The following is a 17,336-nucleotide window of genomic DNA, read 5'->3' on the forward strand; positions in this document are numbered from 1 at the left end:
CGAAGTGGATGTGACGCCACCGACCTTAGAGATCATTCCTTCGTTCTTACTTGGCAACCTAGTTTCTCTTTCTGGAGATTCTGATTTACCAGAAGGGTCAGTGATCACCATTACCGAGTACCTTGTTGGCGGTGCTGTAGGCGCTACCTACACAGCAACAACGAATGCCGATGGCACATGGGGACTTGCCAACATAACAGTACCTCTGCTTAGTCTTGCGTATGTTACTGCAACTGCAAGTGATGCAGCCGGCAATGTTGTTACTGTCAACTCACTTGACTTTGATAATGAAGCACCAGCGCTTAGCGTTACTGTAGATGCATTATCGAATGATACAACGCCAGTGGTTTCTGGTACTACAGATATGGAGCAAGGAACCGAGATACAACTAACCGTTGTAGATAGTGAAGGTCAAAGCCAGCAGTTTACGGCCATTGTGCAGGCTAATGGAAGTTGGTCTGTTGAAGTACCAGCCGGGTTAGCGCAAGGGCAGTACACAGTTACCGCCGAGGTAAGAGACGATGTTGGTAATTTAACCTCTGAGCAAACACAAGGTGAAATAGACAGTATTGCACCCACGCTTAGTGTTAACCCTATTGACACAACTGCAGATACAACGCCAACCCTATCAGGCACCAGTGATGCCATTGGAGCTGATGTAATAGTCAGCATTGACGGTCAAACTTTTGTTGCGGTAGTTGGTGTTGATGGCAACTGGCAGGTAGAGGTACCAGTTGCACTTACCGACGGTAATTATACGGCGCAAATTAATGTTGCAGACGATGCTAATAATATTACTAACACAACAATTGACTTAACAATTGATACCCAGATACCGATAGTCACTTTGGACGACATAACGGTGTTTAACACAGATACGCCAGTTATTAGTGGCACATCAACTGAACCTACTGGCACAAATGTAGATATTGTTATTACTGATAGTAATGGTGATACACACACGTTAGCGGCTACGGTTGATGTAGATGGTAATTGGCAAACAACAGCGCCTAATTTACCGCAAGGAAGCTATAGTGTTACTGCTAGCATTACTGATGATGCTGGTAATAGTGGCTCTGCAACTGGAACAGGCCTTGTTGATACACAAGCACCTACTATTACCATTGATGCATTAGGTACAATTAATAACAGTACACCAACAATCACAGGTACCTCTAACGAGGGTGAGGGTACTTTAGTTACGGTAACAATTACTGATGGTGATAGCGTTGATACCTATACAACAACTGTGGGGAGTGGCGGACTATGGAGTGTTGATGTAACGACCCCATTAATTGATGGACAGGTGACAGTTACAGCAAGCATTACCGATACCGCAGGGAACAGTACGCAAGTAGATACAACTGCTACGCTTAACACTAATGCGCCTACTATCAATATAAACACCATTGTTGATACAAACGATCAAACTCCAACACTTTCGGGTACAAGTAGTGCGGCTGATGACACTGAAATTACAATAGTTATAACGGATTTTAATAATGTTTCACACACATTAACTGCAACTGTGCTAAGCGGTGTTTGGAGTGTAGATGCGACAGATATACTTCCAGAGGGAGAGTTTACTGTTACTGCAAGCGTTACCGAAAATGGCTTAACAAGCAATGCTACAAGTAGTGGTGTTATAGACTTAACTGCACCTGCACTAAGTATTAACACGCTAATTACAGCCAATGATACAACCCCTACGCTTTCGGGCACAACAACGGCACCACAAGGTGCAATAATTGTGATCTTAATTACTGATAGTTTAGGTGCTGAGCAAACAGTTAATGCCACAGTGGGAGCTAATGGCACTTGGTCAGTAGCTGTACCTACTGCACTTAGTGAAGGGGAATTCAGTGTAAATGCATCAACAACAGATACCGCAGGCAACCCTGTAAATACTAGCACTACCGGTGTGGTTGATATAACCGCGCCAGTGGTTAGCATTAACGATATTGTAGGCAGTACTGATTTAACACCTAGCGTGTCTGGCAGCGTAACAGGTGCAGCCTTAGGAGATGTGGTTGCTGTGGTATTTACAGACTTCCAAGGTAATGCGCATACTGTAAATACAACGGTGCAAGCCGGTGGGACTTGGTCAGTAGAGGCAAGTAATACTCTTTCACAGGGAGCATATTCAGTTGAGGTATTTATTACTGATAATGCCGGAAATACAGGTAGCAATACCACTAACGCAAATATAGATACAATTGCGCCAGAAATTAGTATTGATCAAAGTTCATTAATACTTACCCAAGACAGCACGCCATTAATTAGTGGCACATCAAACGAGCCAAATACAAACGTTATCGTTACGTTTACGGATTCAGTTGGTGCATCGCACCAAATTACCGTACAAACGGATGCAAATGGAGACTGGCAAGCCGCTGCCGATAACATTTTAGCTGACGGTGTCTACAGTGTTACGGCTACGATTACTGATAGTGCAGGAAATACCTCGGTAGATAGTAAAACGGGTGGCGAAGTAGATACAGTAGGGCCAGAGCTTACTATTGTGCCTTCGTTCTTGCTAGGGCAGCTTGTTTCTTTATCTGGTACATCTGATTTAGGTGAAGGCAAAACCGTTACGGTAACTCTAGAGCTTGCAGGTGATTTACTTGACTTAACATACGATGTTACCACCGATGCCAATGGTGATTGGGAATTACTAGGCCTGGCGGTTAATGTTATTGGTCTATCAGTTGTAGAAGCCTCTGCAACTGATGATGCAGGTAACACAACCACTATAACTACGGCTGATGTTGATGCGTCAACGCCATTACTTAATGCTGTGGTTGACTTTGTCACAGGGCAAGGGGATCTACCAATCATTAGCGGTACGACCGACCAAGCCCCAGGCACCGAAGTACTTGTTGAAGTCATTGATAGTGATAACGTTGTGCAAGAACTCATTGCGATTGTACAGACGGATAACTCATGGGCAGTACAAGTTCCTCAATCACTTGCTGAAGGCGTGTTTACTGTAACTGTAAATATATTAAGTGAAGTTGGGATCACAGCGACACAGCTAATTAGTAGTGTAGTAGATACCATCTCGCCAACACTTGATTTACAAGTAATTGGTACAACGTCAGATTCTACTCCAATCATTCAAGGAACCAGTGATTTAATTAATGGCATGGTAGAAATTCAGTTAGACGGCGGCTCAGTACTAACCACAACAGTGAATGCAGCTGGTCTATTTTCACTAGAAGTTGATGCGCTGGCTGAAGGGCAGCATGTTGCCAACGTGAGTATCACTGATGATGCTGGCAATGTAGTAACGCAAACGCTTGAGTTTGTTGTTGATACGTTAGTACCTGTGGTAGATATTTTACCGTTGAGCATCAGCAATACTGACATACTAACTATTTCGGGTACTTCAGAAGAAGCTCCGGGTACGGACATTGACGTAACAGTAATTGGTAGTAACGGCAACGCAACAGTATTTGATGCCCTTGTTGGGAGTGATGGCACGTGGTCGTTATTAACCACGAGCCTACCTGATGGTATATATAGTATATTTGCAAGTATTACTGATGCTGCGGGTAATGTAGGCCAATCTGCTACTGAGCAAGTGACGGTTGATACCATACCGCCATCGTTAGAAATAGACGCCTTTGGTGTACTTAACACGCTAACGCCAACTATTACTGGCACCAGTGACGAAGAGGCAGGTAGCTTAATTACGGTTAATATTACCGACTCTACAAACACACTTTATGAAGTTACTACAACAGTATTAGGCGATGGCACGTGGCTTATTGTTGCACCTGAACTTGCTGAGGGCGAATTAACCATAGAAGCCATTAGTATTGATGATGCAGGTAATATAGCAACGGTGACGCAAACGGGCGTTGTGAGCACCACTTTACCGAGTCTATTAATTAACCCAATAATAGATACAAGCGATACAACCCCTACTATTAGTGGTACTACCGATGTAATAAACGGTAATGTAGAAGTTGTTATTACAGATAGTAGTGGTAATGCAACAACCTATAACACTCAAGCTATTGCTGGTCTATGGACATTAATACCGACCACTCCATTAGCTGAAGGTGCGTTTACGGTTGATGCGACAGTCGAAAACTTAAACCTTACAAGCTCTACAAGCCTAAGTGGCATTGTGGATTTAACACCGCCATCAATCGATATTGACCAGCTACCAGTGACTAATAACTCACTACCAACCATTACAGGTACAAGTGATGCACCAGCAGGTACAACACTGAGCGTGGTTATTACTGATGCTAATAATGATTCACAAACACTTACTGCCCAAGTTGCAGGCAATGGCACATGGTCAGTAACAGCGACTACTCCATTAAGTGAAGGTAGCTTTAGTGCTACAGCATCCATAAGTGATACTGCGGGTAACTCCTCTAGCGATACTATGGTGTCAAGTACAGACTACACAGCGCCAACTGTCGTCATAGACCCAATATCGGTAGGACAAGATACTACGCCTACTGTTACAGGCTCAGTAACGGGAAGCTTCGCAGGCGCGTTAGTAGTCGTTATGTTTACTGATTCAGCGGGTGCCACTCACAATGTTCAAACAACAGTTGGTCCTGATGGAACTTGGAGCGTGACCTCTGAAGAAGTACTTCCTGAGGGTAACTACAGCGTAGATGTAAGCATTGCTGATAGCGCAGGTAATACAGGTACGCAATCCACAAGTAGCGCAATTGACTCAGGTATTACAATTGACTCAGGGCTCGCTCTAACCGCGGATCAAAGTCCACTTGTTACAGGAACTGCTGGTGCTGGAGAAACGATATTAGTCACCTTTAGCGGCCCCATTGAGGTCACTAAGCAAGTAACCGCTGATGCATCCGGGGCATGGAGTGCTTCACCAGATACAGATTTAGTTGATGGCGCATACACTGTAACAGCGGTAGCAACGGATACATCTGGCAATACAACTTCAAGCGGTAGCGTATCTGGGTTGGTTATAGATACAACCCCAATAGGTTTTGAGGTTACTGATTTTAGGTCAGCATTGGGTCTTTTATTACCATCAGTTGAAGGGACAACAGAGCCAGATACTGAAGTATACATTATAGGCTCTTCGTTATTGGGTGTTGACTTACTCGGTCTAGATTTAGATGTATTAGAACTTTCAGGGAGCTTTACTTCAGATAGCAATGGAGAATGGGGAGGGTTATTAAGCTTAGCTAATCTGAACATTGGTGGAGGAGAGCAGTTTTACTTTGTTACTGTTGATGAGGTAGGAAACTACTTAATCAAAAATACTGCTAATGAGATAGAACAGTCTGGTAATATATACACGTCACAATCTGGCTCAGGTGCTGGCGATACTATGCCTTCGTCATTTAGCGAAGAGTCGGCATTGGGAGATACGCAGAACGATGGCGTGTTAAACACACAAACGATAAACCTTGAAAATATAGGAAGTATGACAAGTTCATCTGAGCAAGTTGTACAAGTAAGCGAAACAGAGCCACTTAATTTAAACGATGTAATTATTGACTCTGAAACAGAGCAATTGCTTGCATTAAATAACTTACTTGACGAAGAAGGTTCTGCAATTGCTTATAGCCCTGCACAAAGTGGAGGACGTGTTGATGAGGCAGCGCCAGCCGTTGATGTTCAAAACCAATCAGAGGAAATGATTAAACACTTAATTGAAAATGGTAACAATCAAACGGATATATAATACCAACCCGCAATAATACTTAATCATTTTGTGGGGCTAAACGTGTCGTTATCAGCGTTAAAAATTCTCATTTAGAACAACTAAATAGCGAATTTTTTGCCTAGCTAACAACACGTTTTTCCAGCCTCAAAGTAGATCACTTAATTAAGCGGATTGGTATAAATGGAGTAACCACTTCAGTTAAATAACTGAAGTGGGGCACTAATACTCATTTTATTAAAAGGTGGTTTGTTTTACGTGAGAAACTTATAATGCTGTTAGCGTTTTATTTAGCACGTTATAAAGGCTAAATATTTAAGACAACTGGTATTGTTCGGGTTAAATAGTAAACCTAAAAAAGCCCTTATTGAGACTTCAATAAGGGCTTTTTTAATAAATTTGGATAAATAAAAGCAGTTAAGCTTTTAGATTACGTACCAGCTTACTGTCGGTATTAACTACGCTACCGCCTTGATCGTAGGTCATACTAGTTGGGGCGCCTATTAAAATATCTTTAAGCTGTTTTACACTTAAGTGCGCTTGGCGGGCAGCGTGCGAGTTTACTTTATTTTGTTTTTGGCACTGCGCTAACTGCGCCTTAACTTGCGCTACTCGCTCAGTTACTTCAGGGGCATTTTCATCATTTGCAGCAAAAAGTTTATTCAACTCTTTATCAAGCTGCGTAAGCTTAGTTAAAAAAGACATTTTTTGTTGGGCAAGTTCTTTTAAACCTTCACCTCTACGAGAGGCAATAATACTAAGCTCTTCGTTTAACAGCGCATGTAACGAATCCAAGCAATTCACTTGTTCATTTAATTTAACGCTAATTAAACTATTGTGATCAGCCATATACGTTAAACTCAAAATCCGCTAAGTTTTTGGTCAGCTTTTCAGCATCGATTTGGTATTTACCTTCGGTAATCGCTTTTTTAAGCTCAGCAACTTTTTCACTGTCAAAGCCAGAAGACTGCTGCGCTTTATCTTGCAGTGTTTTTAACTGCTGTGCTTGTGGTGTTAGACTCACTGAGTCACTCGCAGCTTTCGGCGAAGGGGTGGGTGCTGTTTGTGTACTTGCAGCATTATCTTTTTTAATATCAACTTGTTGCTGTTTAGCGTTTGTAAGCGCATTAGCTTGTTGATTACTGCCATTAACTTGATTAACCATAATAATAAACCTGTATATTACCCAACTTATGCCAAGTTATCGGCATATACATAGGATACTTTAGTATAAATCGAAATTAAATATTAACTTGCACAGACTCTACACCATCTACGCGTGCATTCAAAATTTTACCGGACTTTTTATTCTTAATCTGAACTTGTTCACCTAAAGTGCCATCTTCAAGTGCTATACCTGTTGTTTTTATCCTAAGTCCTTTAATACTCGCATAAATATTTACGGCATCGCCCTTACAAACCATGCAAATTTGATTAAGTAAAACGGGCATACCGCTGCGTATATTTCGTTTACTGCGGCTACCAATAAGCATTAAAGGGTCGTCTAAATATTGAACTCTAACAAATTGTGAAGGCTTCATTTGTACACTTAAATGAGACTCAGTAATAACCTCCCCACGGGCCAGGTTTGCCGTGGCAACCACAACGGGTGCCATTTTTACTATTCTTACATGAACATACTGAGTCCAGCTTTGCGCATCGTTACACTTTATTTGTACAGTCACCTGACGTGTAAATGGCGGCTCATTTGGCACAACCAACTCTGGGTCATTTTCGCACACTCTATCAGGAATACGTCTATCAAGCGCAAGCGCGGTGATCTCCACATTTTTCTCAAGAGGTACGGTAACTTGTTCAGCAATATGAGAAATTGCAATTTGTTGTAATAAATCTTTACTAAACACTTTTGCATGCAAAGGTGTTGCTAAGCAGAGGCTAGCAAGAAAATAAAAAACACTGTATCTTCTGACTTTTTTTAACAAACTCATAATGTTTCGACTATGCTTATGGTTTCAAACAGGGTATAAATATTTTGCGTCAAACTTTAGACGCTCCCGCGATGTTATGTAGCTTTATAAACAGAAAGCAATTATCGTTCCGCATTACTTGTTTTCTTTAGGAGATTTGAATGGCAGGCATTTTAGACTCAGTAAACCAGCGCACCCAGTTGGTTGGGCAGAACCGCCTAGAATTACTATTATTTAAGCTCAGAGGGCGTCAGCGTTTTGGGATCAATGTATTTAAAGTAAGAGAAGTACTGCAATGTCCCCCTTTAACGAGTATGCCAAAATCAAATGCATACATTCGGGGAGTTGCGCATATTCGTGGTCAAACTATTTCAGTTATCGACTTATCTATGGCCGTAGGCGGCCGCCCGATTGAAAATGTAAAAGACAGCTTCATTATAATTGCAGAATACAATCGTTCTGTGCAGGGCTTTTTAGTCGGCGGCGTTGAGCGAATTGTTAACATGAACTGGGAAAAAATAATGCCACCCCCGTCGGGTGCAGGGCGTTATTCTTATCTAACGGCTGTTACCGAAATTGAAAACGAATTAGTCGAAATTCTCGATGTAGAAAAAATCTTAAACGAAATTTGCCCGGTAAATACAGAGGTTAGTGCAGATCTGGCGGCCGATAGTGCTATACAAAAAGACTTAGGCGAGCGTATTGTATTTATTGCCGACGATTCAGCCGTGGCTCGTAACCAAGTAAAAAGAGCACTCGAGCCGCTTGGCGTGCAAACCGAGCTTGCAAAAAATGGTAAAGAGGCTTTAGTTAGGCTTAAAGAAATCGCCGAGCTTGATTGTAAAAATGATATTACTGAGCGTGTAGGTTTACTTATCTCTGATGTTGAAATGCCTGAAATGGACGGCTATACATTAACAGCAGAAATTAAAGCTGACCCTAAATTAGCTCCCCTACATGTTATTTTACACACTTCTTTGAGTGGTGTATTTAATCAGGCGATGATCGAAAAAGTCGGCGCGGATGACTTTATAGCAAAATTTAACCCAGATGAATTGGCAACAGCAGTTAAAAAATGGGTTCATTGTGATTAAGCAACAATAGGTGTTAATAATTTGAATAATAAAGATTTGCAGCAAAGTGACTACGATCAGTTCCGCTCTTTTTTAGAGCAGCAATGTGGTATTGTGCTAGGCGAAAACAAGCAATATTTAGTAAAAAGTCGGCTTGCTCCGCTTATGGCTCGTTTTAATGTTGAATCTTTATCACAGTTAGTGAGTAAAACGCTTGCCCCCCATGAGCGGCAACTTAGAGCCGCAGTGGTTGACGCCATGACCACAAATGAAACATTGTGGTTTAGGGATCAATACCCATTTGAGCTGTTAAAAAATAAACTCTTTCCTGAGTTCAAAGACACTCGCCGGCCAGTAAAAATTTGGTCAGCGGCCAGCTCTTCAGGTCAAGAGCCATATTCTATTGCCATGTCGGTTGCTGAGTTTCAAGCGCAGCAGCCGGGTGTGCTGCGTATGGGCGCACAAATTATTGGTACTGATATTTCCAATACAATGCTCGATATGTGTAAAAACGCTGAATATGATGCGCTGGCATTAGCGCGAGGGCTCTCAGCAGAACGCCGTAAAAAGTACTTTATGGATAGCGGCAATGGAATGGCAAAAGTTGTCGATTCAGTCAGAAAGCAGGTGAGCTTTAGACATTTAAACTTGCTCGACTCTTATGCCTTAATGGGCAAGTTCGATATTATTTTTTGCCGCAACGTACTTATTTATTTTTCACCAGAGGTTAAAGCAAAAATTATTAGCCAGTTTGCCCAAGCACTAAACCCAAAAGGGTACTTGTTTTTAGGTGCATCAGAGTCAATGACTGGCTTAAGTAACGAGTTCGACATGGTTCGTTGTAACCCCGGAATCATCTACCAAAAAAAATAACGCCTCTTCCTTCCCATTAAAAAACGACGCTTTGTGCGTCGTTTTTTTCTTTAATAACAAACTCATATAAAAAAGTAACCTTATTCAAAACTACTGGCTTATTAATTGCTTTAACTTAGTTAAGTCAATTTTTTGGAGAATGTTATGGCTATCAGTTTTGATAAAGCATTAGGTGTCCATCCGCATGCGATGTTGATCCGCTCACAGCGGGCAGAAGTGCTTGCCACAAATATAGCGAATGCTGATACGCCTGGCTATAAAGCAAAAGATATTGACTTTGCCTCTGCATTAAAAGCGGCAAGGTCAACTCAGCAAAGCGGCAATAGCATGGTCACAACCAATGAAAAACACATTGCTGGCGGCACTCGCAGCGTAGGTGGTTCTGAGTTATTTCGCACTCCAAATCAAGGAGATACAGGCGATGGTAACTCAGTTGATATACAGGTGGAACGAAACTTGTATACACAGAATGCGATGGAGTATCAGGCAAGCCTGCAATTTTTAAGTAGTAAATTTAAGGGCCTGAATAAAGCGCTCGGTAGTCAAGGGTAATAATTATGAGTTTATATAATGTTTTTGATATTTCAGGCAGTGGTATGAGTGCGCAAAATGTGCGCCTAAATACTACCGCGAGTAATATTTCGAATGCTAATACAATAAGTTCATCCCAAGACAAAACATACCGAGCTCGCCAACCTGTATTTGCTGCCGAGCTGACTAAAGCGTCTGCCTCAGCCAGCAACCCTCAGGGCTCCGCTGTTGGTGTTAAAGTGTTGGGAATTGTTGAGAGTAACAAACCACTACAAATTGAATATAACCCTAATCACCCAAGTGCGGATGAAAATGGCTATATCTATAAACCCAACGTTAATGTTGTTGAGGAGATGGCAAATATGATCTCTGCCTCTCGCTCATATCAAACAAACGTGCAAGTTGCCGATGCAGCTAAGCAAATGTTAAGCAAAACGCTGTTACTTGGGCAGCGATAACCGAGGGTAGGTTATGAGTAACGATATTAGTACTAGTTCATCTTTTATGGACTCGATTACTTGGCAAGAGACTCAAGTAGCGACTTCCACTGAAGAGAGCGATGCGTTAACACAGGAAGATTTTTTCTCGTTGCTAACTCAGCAGCTATCGTATCAGGATCCGAGTAATCCGGCTGATAACGATCAGATGATTGCGCAAATGACTAATTTTACCATGGCGCAAGGTATCACAGATTTAAACACAAATTTTGAGTCGCTTGCCTCTTCAATGACTTCAAACTCTGCTCTACAAGCATCAACCCTGGTTGGTAAACAGGCGCTTTTAGAATCTAATACGCTTGAACTTGGTGAAAGTGGCGAGGCAAAAGGGTCGGCAGTTGCTGAAGAAGCCGTTGATAGTTTAAAAATTAAAGTCACAGATGCCTCTGGGCAACTGGTTAGAACTATCGATATGGGTTCGCAAGCAGCGGGTGCTGTGCGCTTTAGTTGGGATGGGAATAATGAATCTGGCGAACGCCTACCAGAGGGCGAATACACGATTACTGCAGAGGGCAGTACCAACGGCGAGTTTTCAAGCTTACCGGTAGCCACATTCAAAAATATTGAAAGCGTTAATATCAACGGCTCTAGTGGCATTATTATTAACACCAAAGAGGGTGCGGTTAGGTTGACAGATGTCGCAGAGATCGCATAACCATTTAAAAGTATTTCGCCTGCTAGCAGGCTATTAGATTAAAAGTTAGAGGTGAATTATGAGCTTTAATATCGCACTTACAGGCCTAGCTGCCGCTCAAAAAGACTTAGACGTAACAGCAAATAATATTGCTAACGTAAATACCACTGGTTTTAAAGAATCGCGGGCTGAATTTGCTGATGTATATGCTGCATCTGTGTTTAGCGCAGGTAAAACCAAAAATGGTGATGGTGTGCAAACAACTATGGTTGCACAGCAATTTCATCAAGGCTCACTGCAATTTACTAACAACTCGTTAGACTTAGCGATTACCGGCGAAGGTTACTTTGCAATGACCGATGATATTTCGTCGCAAGATTTAACCTATACTCGTGCAGGTGCATTTAAGCTAAATCAAGACAATTTTATGGTTGACGCCAAAGGTAATTACTTACAAGCTTTTCCGGTTGATGCATCAAGTGGGGACACCACATCGGTAAGTCTAAGTACAACTAACCCAATTCAAATTCCTGATTCATCTGGTTCGCCTCGTGCTACGGAAAACGTATTTTTGTCATTTAATTTAGATGCAACAGCAGATGCTACCGGCCTTGCTTTTGACCCTACATCAAATGGTACGTATAACTCGTCAACGTCTACAACCGTTTACGACTCATTAGGTGAGCCGCATATTCTTCAGTACTTTTTTGTTAAAGAAGAAGACGCTGCTGCAGGTGGTACTGATAACAGCTGGGAGGTATACGCCACCTTAGATGGGAAAGTTGTAGATGGTACATCAGGTGCAGAGCAAACAACTACACCTTATACACCGATAGCTACACTTGGCTTCGACTCTAGTGGTTTACCTGCGACAACCAACGGTATAGCAAATACTAACGCCACAACATTTGACGAAATTAATTTACCGGCAGGTGCAGGCACTGGTTTATCGTCAATGCTTGATAACGGCGCGACATTTCCAAGCACGGGTATTGAGTTAAATTGGCGCGATGAAAATAACACAGCAGGACGTATTCCCACTCAGTACTCAAGTGGTTTTGAAGTAAAAGCCCTTGACCAAGATGGCTCTACAGTCGGTCGTTTAGCGGGTATTGATATTGGTACAGACGGTAAAATTGTGGCCTCGTACAGTAATGGTGATTCAACCTACTTAGGGCAAGTGGCTATGGTACGCTTTCCAAACTCACAAGGTTTATCGCAAGTAGGCGATACCAGCTGGAAGCAAAGTATTGACTCTGGCGAGCCGGTAGCCGGTGAAGCAGGTTCGGGTACTTTTGGTAGTATTAATTCATCTGCACTTGAGCAATCAAATACCAACTTAACAAACGAATTAGTTGATTTGATTACCGCTCAACGTAACTACCAAGCAAACTCTCGAGCGCTTGAAGTTAACTCAACAATTCAGCAAAGTATTTTGCAGATTCGATAAGTTAACCTTATTTTTGGTTAAGATTTTAAGGCTGCATTTTTGCAGCCTTTTTTATACCTAATACCACAAAAATAGCCTAGCTGAACCGTTCAATACCTTTCTTATATTGTGTCAAATTTAATCTGGCATCTATTTTGCATTTATCAACTCAGAGATTTTTTATGTGAGTCGATGTTATGGACAAAATGGTCTACATTGCGGCCTCTGGCGCTAAGCAAAGCCTACAAGGGCTTGCACTTAAAGCCAATAATTTGGCAAACGCAAATACCACAGGTTTTAAAGCTGACTTCGCGCAAGCGCGTTCTATGCAAGCATTCGGCGAGGGCTTGCCGACCCGAGTGTTTTCTATGCAAGAGCGACCTGGTTCTAACATGACCTCTGGCGGCATAATAGAAACAGGGCGAGATTTAGACATTGCCATGAGCGATAACGCCTGGCTCGCTGTTCAAGATGAGTCAGGGAATGAAGCCTACACTAAAGTCGGTACGCTGAACATTACTGCACAAGGCATGTTAGTAACGAGCCATGGTCGTCAAGTTATTGGCGAAGGTGGCCCCGTAATTCTACCTGTCCCTATTGAAAAAATAAGCTTTAGTGCAGATGGCGCCATTCAGGTTCGCCCGCAAGGCGCACCAGCCAATTTTTTAGAAGAAGTAGACACGCTACGTGTTGTTGAAGGAAACAGCAGGCAGCTTGAAAAAGGTAACGATGGTTTATTTAGACCAGTACCTGGGCAAACCGTTGATACCTCTGAAAATGTAAAAGTATTAAGTGGTGCACTGGAAATGTCTAACGTTAATCCAGTTCACGAAATGGTCGATATGATCAACCACCAACGTCAATTTGAGTTACAAGTAAAACTAATGAAAACAGCTGAAGAGATTGACGAACGTCAAGATCAGTTGATGCGCATAGTTTAACTTTAAAATGAGGGCATACTTATGAATCCTGCATTGTGGATAAGTAAAACAGGGCTAGACGCTCAACAAACTGATATTTCAGTTATTTCAAATAATTTGGCGAATGCCAGTACCGTAGGTTACAAAAAGAGCCGCGCTATTTTTGAAGATTTACTGTATCAAAACATCAACCAACCTGGCGGGCGATCATCACAAGATACTGAGTTACCATCAGGTCTAATGCTTGGTGCCGGTGCAAAAGTGGTTGCTAACCAAAAAGAGTTTACGCAAGGCAATATGCTTACCACTGAAAACTCACTTGATTGGATGATCTCAGGCGAAGGCTTTTTTGAAGTGTTGCAACCAGATGGCAATATTGCCTATTCGCGTAATGGACAATTTACTACCGATGAAGACGGCCGCATTGTTACTTCAGGCGCTGGCTTTGTTGTTCAGCCCGAAATGAATGTTCCCGATGATGCGCAATCAATTACGGTTTCTCAAGATGGTGAAGTATCTGTACGTGTTGCAGGGCAAGCCGATAATGTGGTGATTGGTCAGCTAACAATTAGCGACTTTATTAATCCATCTGGTCTTGAGCCAATTGGTCAAAACCTTTACACCGAAACGGCTGTTAGTGGTGCGCCTGTGCAAGGTAATCCAGGTGTAGAAGGGTTGGGTACAATTATTCAGGGTTCGCTTGAAACATCAAACGTTAATGTAACAGAAGAATTGGTAAACCTTATCGAAACACAACGTGTTTACGAAATGAATTCAAAAGTAATCTCAGCCGTTGACGAAATGATGAGCTACATCAATCAACAGTTATAATCGTGCACAAGGGGATAGTTATGCGTAAAGTTATTTTATTTGCCGCAGGCACCTTATTTTTAAGTGGCTGTGTTTCTACGCAAAATAGTGAAGTGGTTCAAGACGACCCATACTACGCACCCATGTACCCAGAGCCTGTAGCAGAGCCTGTTGTTGCAACAGGTTCGCTATTTAATACCAACACATTTAATGACCTGTATTCAGATAAAAAAGCGCTTAGAACAGGCGATATAATTACCGTTAAGCTTGAAGAGTCAACACAAGCTACAAAAGCCGCAAAAACTGAAACTGACAAAGAAACCGACGCCAGTTTGGACCCCATTATTGGATTAGGTGGCTTACCTGTCAATATAGGTGGCGACAGTATTCAGTTTGGTATTGGTAGTGATTCATCATTTACCGGTGACTCTAAATCAAATCAGTCAAACAGTTTAGTGGGTGATATTTCTGTAAATGTTATGCGTGTTTTACCCAATGGTAACTTAGTTATCCGTGGCGAAAAATGGCTAACACTTAACACTGGCGAAGAGTTTATTAGGCTCGAAGGGCTAGTTCGCCCGCAAGATGTAAGCGCCGATAACACGGTTGAGTCGAATAGAATTGCGAATGCCCGCATCCAGTATTCAGGAAAAGGGCAAACACAAGAGGCGCAAAGCCCAGGGTGGTTAACACGTTTCTTCAGTAGCTCGTTGTTTCCATTTTAAAGGATAGTAGTATGAAAAACATTAAAGCGTTTATTTTGATCATACTGCTAGGCTGGCAATTTTCTGCCAGCGCGGAACGAATAAAAGATGTTTCTATGGTTGAAGGGGTCCGTGCCAACCAATTGGTAGGCTATGGTTTAGTGGTGGGGCTACCTGGCACAGGGGAGCAAAACTCTTACACGCAACAAAGTTTTAGGGGCATGTTAAACAGTTTTGGTATTACCTTACCTTCAACGCAAAGCCCTAAAATTAAAAACGTAGCAGCAGTGGCAGTTCATGCTGAGCTGCCGCCGTTCAGAAAGCCAGGGCAAACAATTGATATTACGGTTTCCTCTATTGGCAGTGCAGGGAGTTTACGTGGCGGCACATTACTACAAACTTTCTTGAAAGGGGTTGATGGTAACGTATACGCCATAGCACAAGGCAGCTTAATAGTAGGGGGGTTAGGTGCACAAGGGCTTGATGGTAGCAAAGTAGTAATTAATACCCCAACCGTCGGCCGCGTACCAAACGGAGCTACTGTTGAGCGCGAAGTTAAAAGTCCTTTTATGCAAGGCGACTACATTACGTTTAACTTAAATCGTCCAGACTTTACTACTGCAAAACGTCTAGAAAAAACAATCAATGATTTAGTTGGTCCTAATAGTGCACAGGCGATTGATGCAGCCTCAGTACGCGTTATTGCCCCGCGTGATGCATCGCAAAGGGTGTCTTATTTATCAACGCTTGAAAACCTAGAGTTTAAGCCTGCTGACACCTCTGCAAAAATCATTGTTAACTCACGCACAGGCACAATTGTCATTGGCAAAAATGTGAAGTTACAGCCTGCGGCAATAACCCACGGCGGCCTAACAGTTACGATTGCTGAACAGCAAAATGTAACGCAGCCTAATCCTTTAGCAGAAGGCGAAACCGTCGTTACACAGCAAAGTATTATTGACGTTAACCAAGATGATTCTCGTGCGTTTGTATTTAACCCAGGCGTCAGCTTAGATGACTTAGTACGTGCTATAAATGAAGTAGGTGCAGCACCTGGCGATTTAATGGCTATTTTAGAAGCCCTTAAAGAAGCGGGTGCAATTAACGGACAGCTTGTTGTTATTTAAATTATTAAAAGCTCGGTGTTACAACAATGTAGCCGAGCTTTTTTAATAAAACCTGCCTTTAAAATGCCTTTGGCTTAATTTTTGCATTTATCGAAGTATTATTCATTTTTGTGTCAAAAAGCTGATGGAAACAAATCACCTCGATAAGCAAAACTTTTTTGATTTAAGTAATCTTAATACTTTACGTCAAGACGCCTTAAACAGCGGTGATGCATCTACTGATGCCTCTAAAGCGGCGCTTAAAAAAGCAGCGGCACAATTTGAAGCTATTTTTACGCAGATGCTTCTAAAAGGCATGCGTAAAGCTAACGAAGCATTTGAAGATGAAGGCAGCCCATTTAATTCTAGCGGCGTAAAGTTTTTTGAAGAAATGCACGATCAGCAGCTCTCTTCTGAGCTTTCATCAAATGGGTCTTTAGGCTTGGCTGATTTAATTGTGCAGCAGCTCTCTCCAGAGGCTGAAAACTTTATGCCTGGCTCAGTGTTGAGAACAACCAACGACTTTATCAGTGATAAACGCGCAGGCTCTGAACTACCCCACGAAAAACTGAATAGTGTTGAGCAAGTAAATAAAGACGACTTAGCCCTCAGCAGCGAAGCAACAGACACTAAAACCCCAACACAGCCTGTACAGCAACCGTCATTTAATAATGCTGGAGAGTTTGTGAGTGCAGTGTGGGAGCATGCCAAAACAGCGGCCGAAAAAATTGGTTTAAACCCTGCAGTAATGGTGGCCCAAGCGGCACTTGAGACTGGTTGGGGTAAGCATATTATTAATAAAAGCGACGGGAATAGCTCAAATAACCTGTTCAATATTAAATCAGATAAAAGCTGGGAAGGCGATAAAGCAAGTAAAGTAACGCTTGAATTTGAGCAAGGTACCCCAGTTAAAAAGCAAGCAAGTTTTAGAGCTTATGATTCTATAAAAGAAAGCGTGAACGACTTTGTCGATTTTTTAACGCAAAACCCACGCTACGAAGAAGCATTACAAAAAACAGCACAGCCAAACGAATTTTTAGATTCACTACAAAAAGCAGGCTATGCAACGGATCCTAATTACGCGAGTAAAATAAAAAAAGTGCTAAATAGCAGTGAGCTTAAAAATATTGCAACAAGCGCGTTTACCCAAGGAGTGAAGTAAT

General features: G+C 42.1%; 15 protein-coding genes. 12 read left to right on the top strand and 3 right to left on the bottom strand.

Annotation, left to right across the window (positions count from 1 at the left end; translation table 11 throughout):
- The first annotated feature begins 10 nt into the window (after window positions 1-10).
- A complete protein-coding gene (locus tag CWC16_RS05445; protein ID WP_212747439.1) occupies window positions 11-5,689 on the top strand; it encodes a beta strand repeat-containing protein in 5,679 nt (1,892 codons plus the stop codon).
- A 396-nt stretch (window positions 5,690-6,085) separates the two neighbouring features.
- On the opposite strand, the gene flgN is transcribed toward CWC16_RS05445, so the two are convergent.
- The 3 genes from flgN to flgA all read right to left on the bottom strand — a co-directional run bounded on the left by flgN (window position 6,086) and on the right by flgA (window position 7,617).
- A complete protein-coding gene (gene flgN / locus CWC16_RS05450) occupies window positions 6,086-6,517 on the bottom strand; it encodes a flagellar protein FlgN (RefSeq protein ID WP_055016782.1) in 432 nt (143 codons plus the stop codon).
- Window positions 6,510-6,833 (bottom strand): flagellar biosynthesis anti-sigma factor FlgM, encoded by a 324-nt coding sequence (flgM, locus tag CWC16_RS05455; protein WP_055016783.1) that lies wholly within the window; start codon window positions 6,831-6,833, stop codon window positions 6,510-6,512. The genes flgN and flgM overlap by 8 nt, the downstream gene beginning before the upstream one ends.
- Before the next feature lie 76 nt (window positions 6,834-6,909).
- On the bottom strand, window positions 6,910-7,617 hold the full coding sequence (flgA, locus tag CWC16_RS05460) for a flagellar basal body P-ring formation chaperone FlgA (RefSeq protein ID WP_138540803.1): 708 nt from the start codon (window positions 7,615-7,617) through the stop codon (window positions 6,910-6,912).
- 140 nt (window positions 7,618-7,757) lie between these two features.
- Here flgA and CWC16_RS05465 point away from each other — a divergent pair, with 140 nt between their 5' ends.
- The 11 genes from CWC16_RS05465 to flgJ all read left to right on the top strand — a co-directional run bounded on the left by CWC16_RS05465 (window position 7,758) and on the right by flgJ (window position 17,335).
- Entirely contained in the window at window positions 7,758-8,690 is a 933-nt protein-coding gene (locus CWC16_RS05465) for a chemotaxis protein CheV (RefSeq protein WP_004588013.1), read from the top strand.
- A gap of 21 nt (window positions 8,691-8,711) precedes the next feature.
- Entirely contained in the window at window positions 8,712-9,542 is an 831-nt protein-coding gene (locus CWC16_RS05470) for a CheR family methyltransferase (RefSeq protein ID WP_055016785.1), read from the top strand.
- Window positions 9,543-9,686: 144 nt separating this feature from the next.
- Window positions 9,687-10,094: a flagellar basal body rod protein FlgB gene (gene flgB / locus CWC16_RS05475; protein WP_029773927.1), complete on the top strand. Its 408-nt coding sequence runs from the start codon at window positions 9,687-9,689 to the stop codon at window positions 10,092-10,094.
- A gap of 5 nt (window positions 10,095-10,099) precedes the next feature.
- Entirely contained in the window at window positions 10,100-10,531 is a 432-nt protein-coding gene (gene flgC / locus CWC16_RS05480; RefSeq protein ID WP_004588016.1) for a flagellar basal body rod protein FlgC, read from the top strand.
- A gap of 13 nt (window positions 10,532-10,544) precedes the next feature.
- Window positions 10,545-11,225, top strand: a complete 681-nt coding sequence (locus CWC16_RS05485; RefSeq protein ID WP_138540804.1) for a flagellar hook assembly protein FlgD — start codon at window positions 10,545-10,547, stop codon at window positions 11,223-11,225.
- Window positions 11,226-11,283: 58 nt separating this feature from the next.
- Window positions 11,284-12,654, top strand: coding sequence for a flagellar hook protein FlgE (gene flgE, locus CWC16_RS05490; RefSeq protein WP_138540805.1), 1,371 nt, complete (start codon window positions 11,284-11,286; stop codon window positions 12,652-12,654).
- A 176-nt stretch (window positions 12,655-12,830) separates the two neighbouring features.
- Window positions 12,831-13,574, top strand: a complete 744-nt coding sequence (locus CWC16_RS05495; RefSeq protein ID WP_055018049.1) for a flagellar basal body rod protein FlgF — start codon at window positions 12,831-12,833, stop codon at window positions 13,572-13,574.
- Window positions 13,575-13,595: 21 nt separating this feature from the next.
- Window positions 13,596-14,384 (top strand): flagellar basal-body rod protein FlgG, encoded by a 789-nt coding sequence (flgG, locus tag CWC16_RS05500; protein WP_004588020.1) that lies wholly within the window; start codon window positions 13,596-13,598, stop codon window positions 14,382-14,384.
- A 20-nt stretch (window positions 14,385-14,404) separates the two neighbouring features.
- Window positions 14,405-15,088 carry a flagellar basal body L-ring protein FlgH gene (gene flgH / locus CWC16_RS05505; RefSeq protein WP_055016789.1) on the top strand — a complete coding sequence of 228 codons (684 nt, stop codon included), beginning with the start codon at window positions 14,405-14,407 and terminating at the stop codon, window positions 15,086-15,088.
- A gap of 11 nt (window positions 15,089-15,099) precedes the next feature.
- Complete coding sequence (locus tag CWC16_RS05510; protein ID WP_055016790.1) at window positions 15,100-16,194, top strand: flagellar basal body P-ring protein FlgI; 1,095 nt, start codon at window positions 15,100-15,102, stop codon at window positions 16,192-16,194.
- 124 nt (window positions 16,195-16,318) lie between these two features.
- The gene (flgJ, locus tag CWC16_RS05515) at window positions 16,319-17,335 is read left to right on the top strand and encodes a flagellar assembly peptidoglycan hydrolase FlgJ (RefSeq protein WP_138540806.1); all 1,017 of its coding nucleotides are present in this window, start codon (window positions 16,319-16,321) and stop codon (window positions 17,333-17,335) included.
- Window position 17,336: the final 1 nt, after the last annotated feature.

Source organism: Pseudoalteromonas sp. S3776, assembly GCF_005886915.1.
In the GTDB taxonomy this organism is placed as follows: Bacteria; Pseudomonadota; Gammaproteobacteria; order Enterobacterales; family Alteromonadaceae; genus Pseudoalteromonas.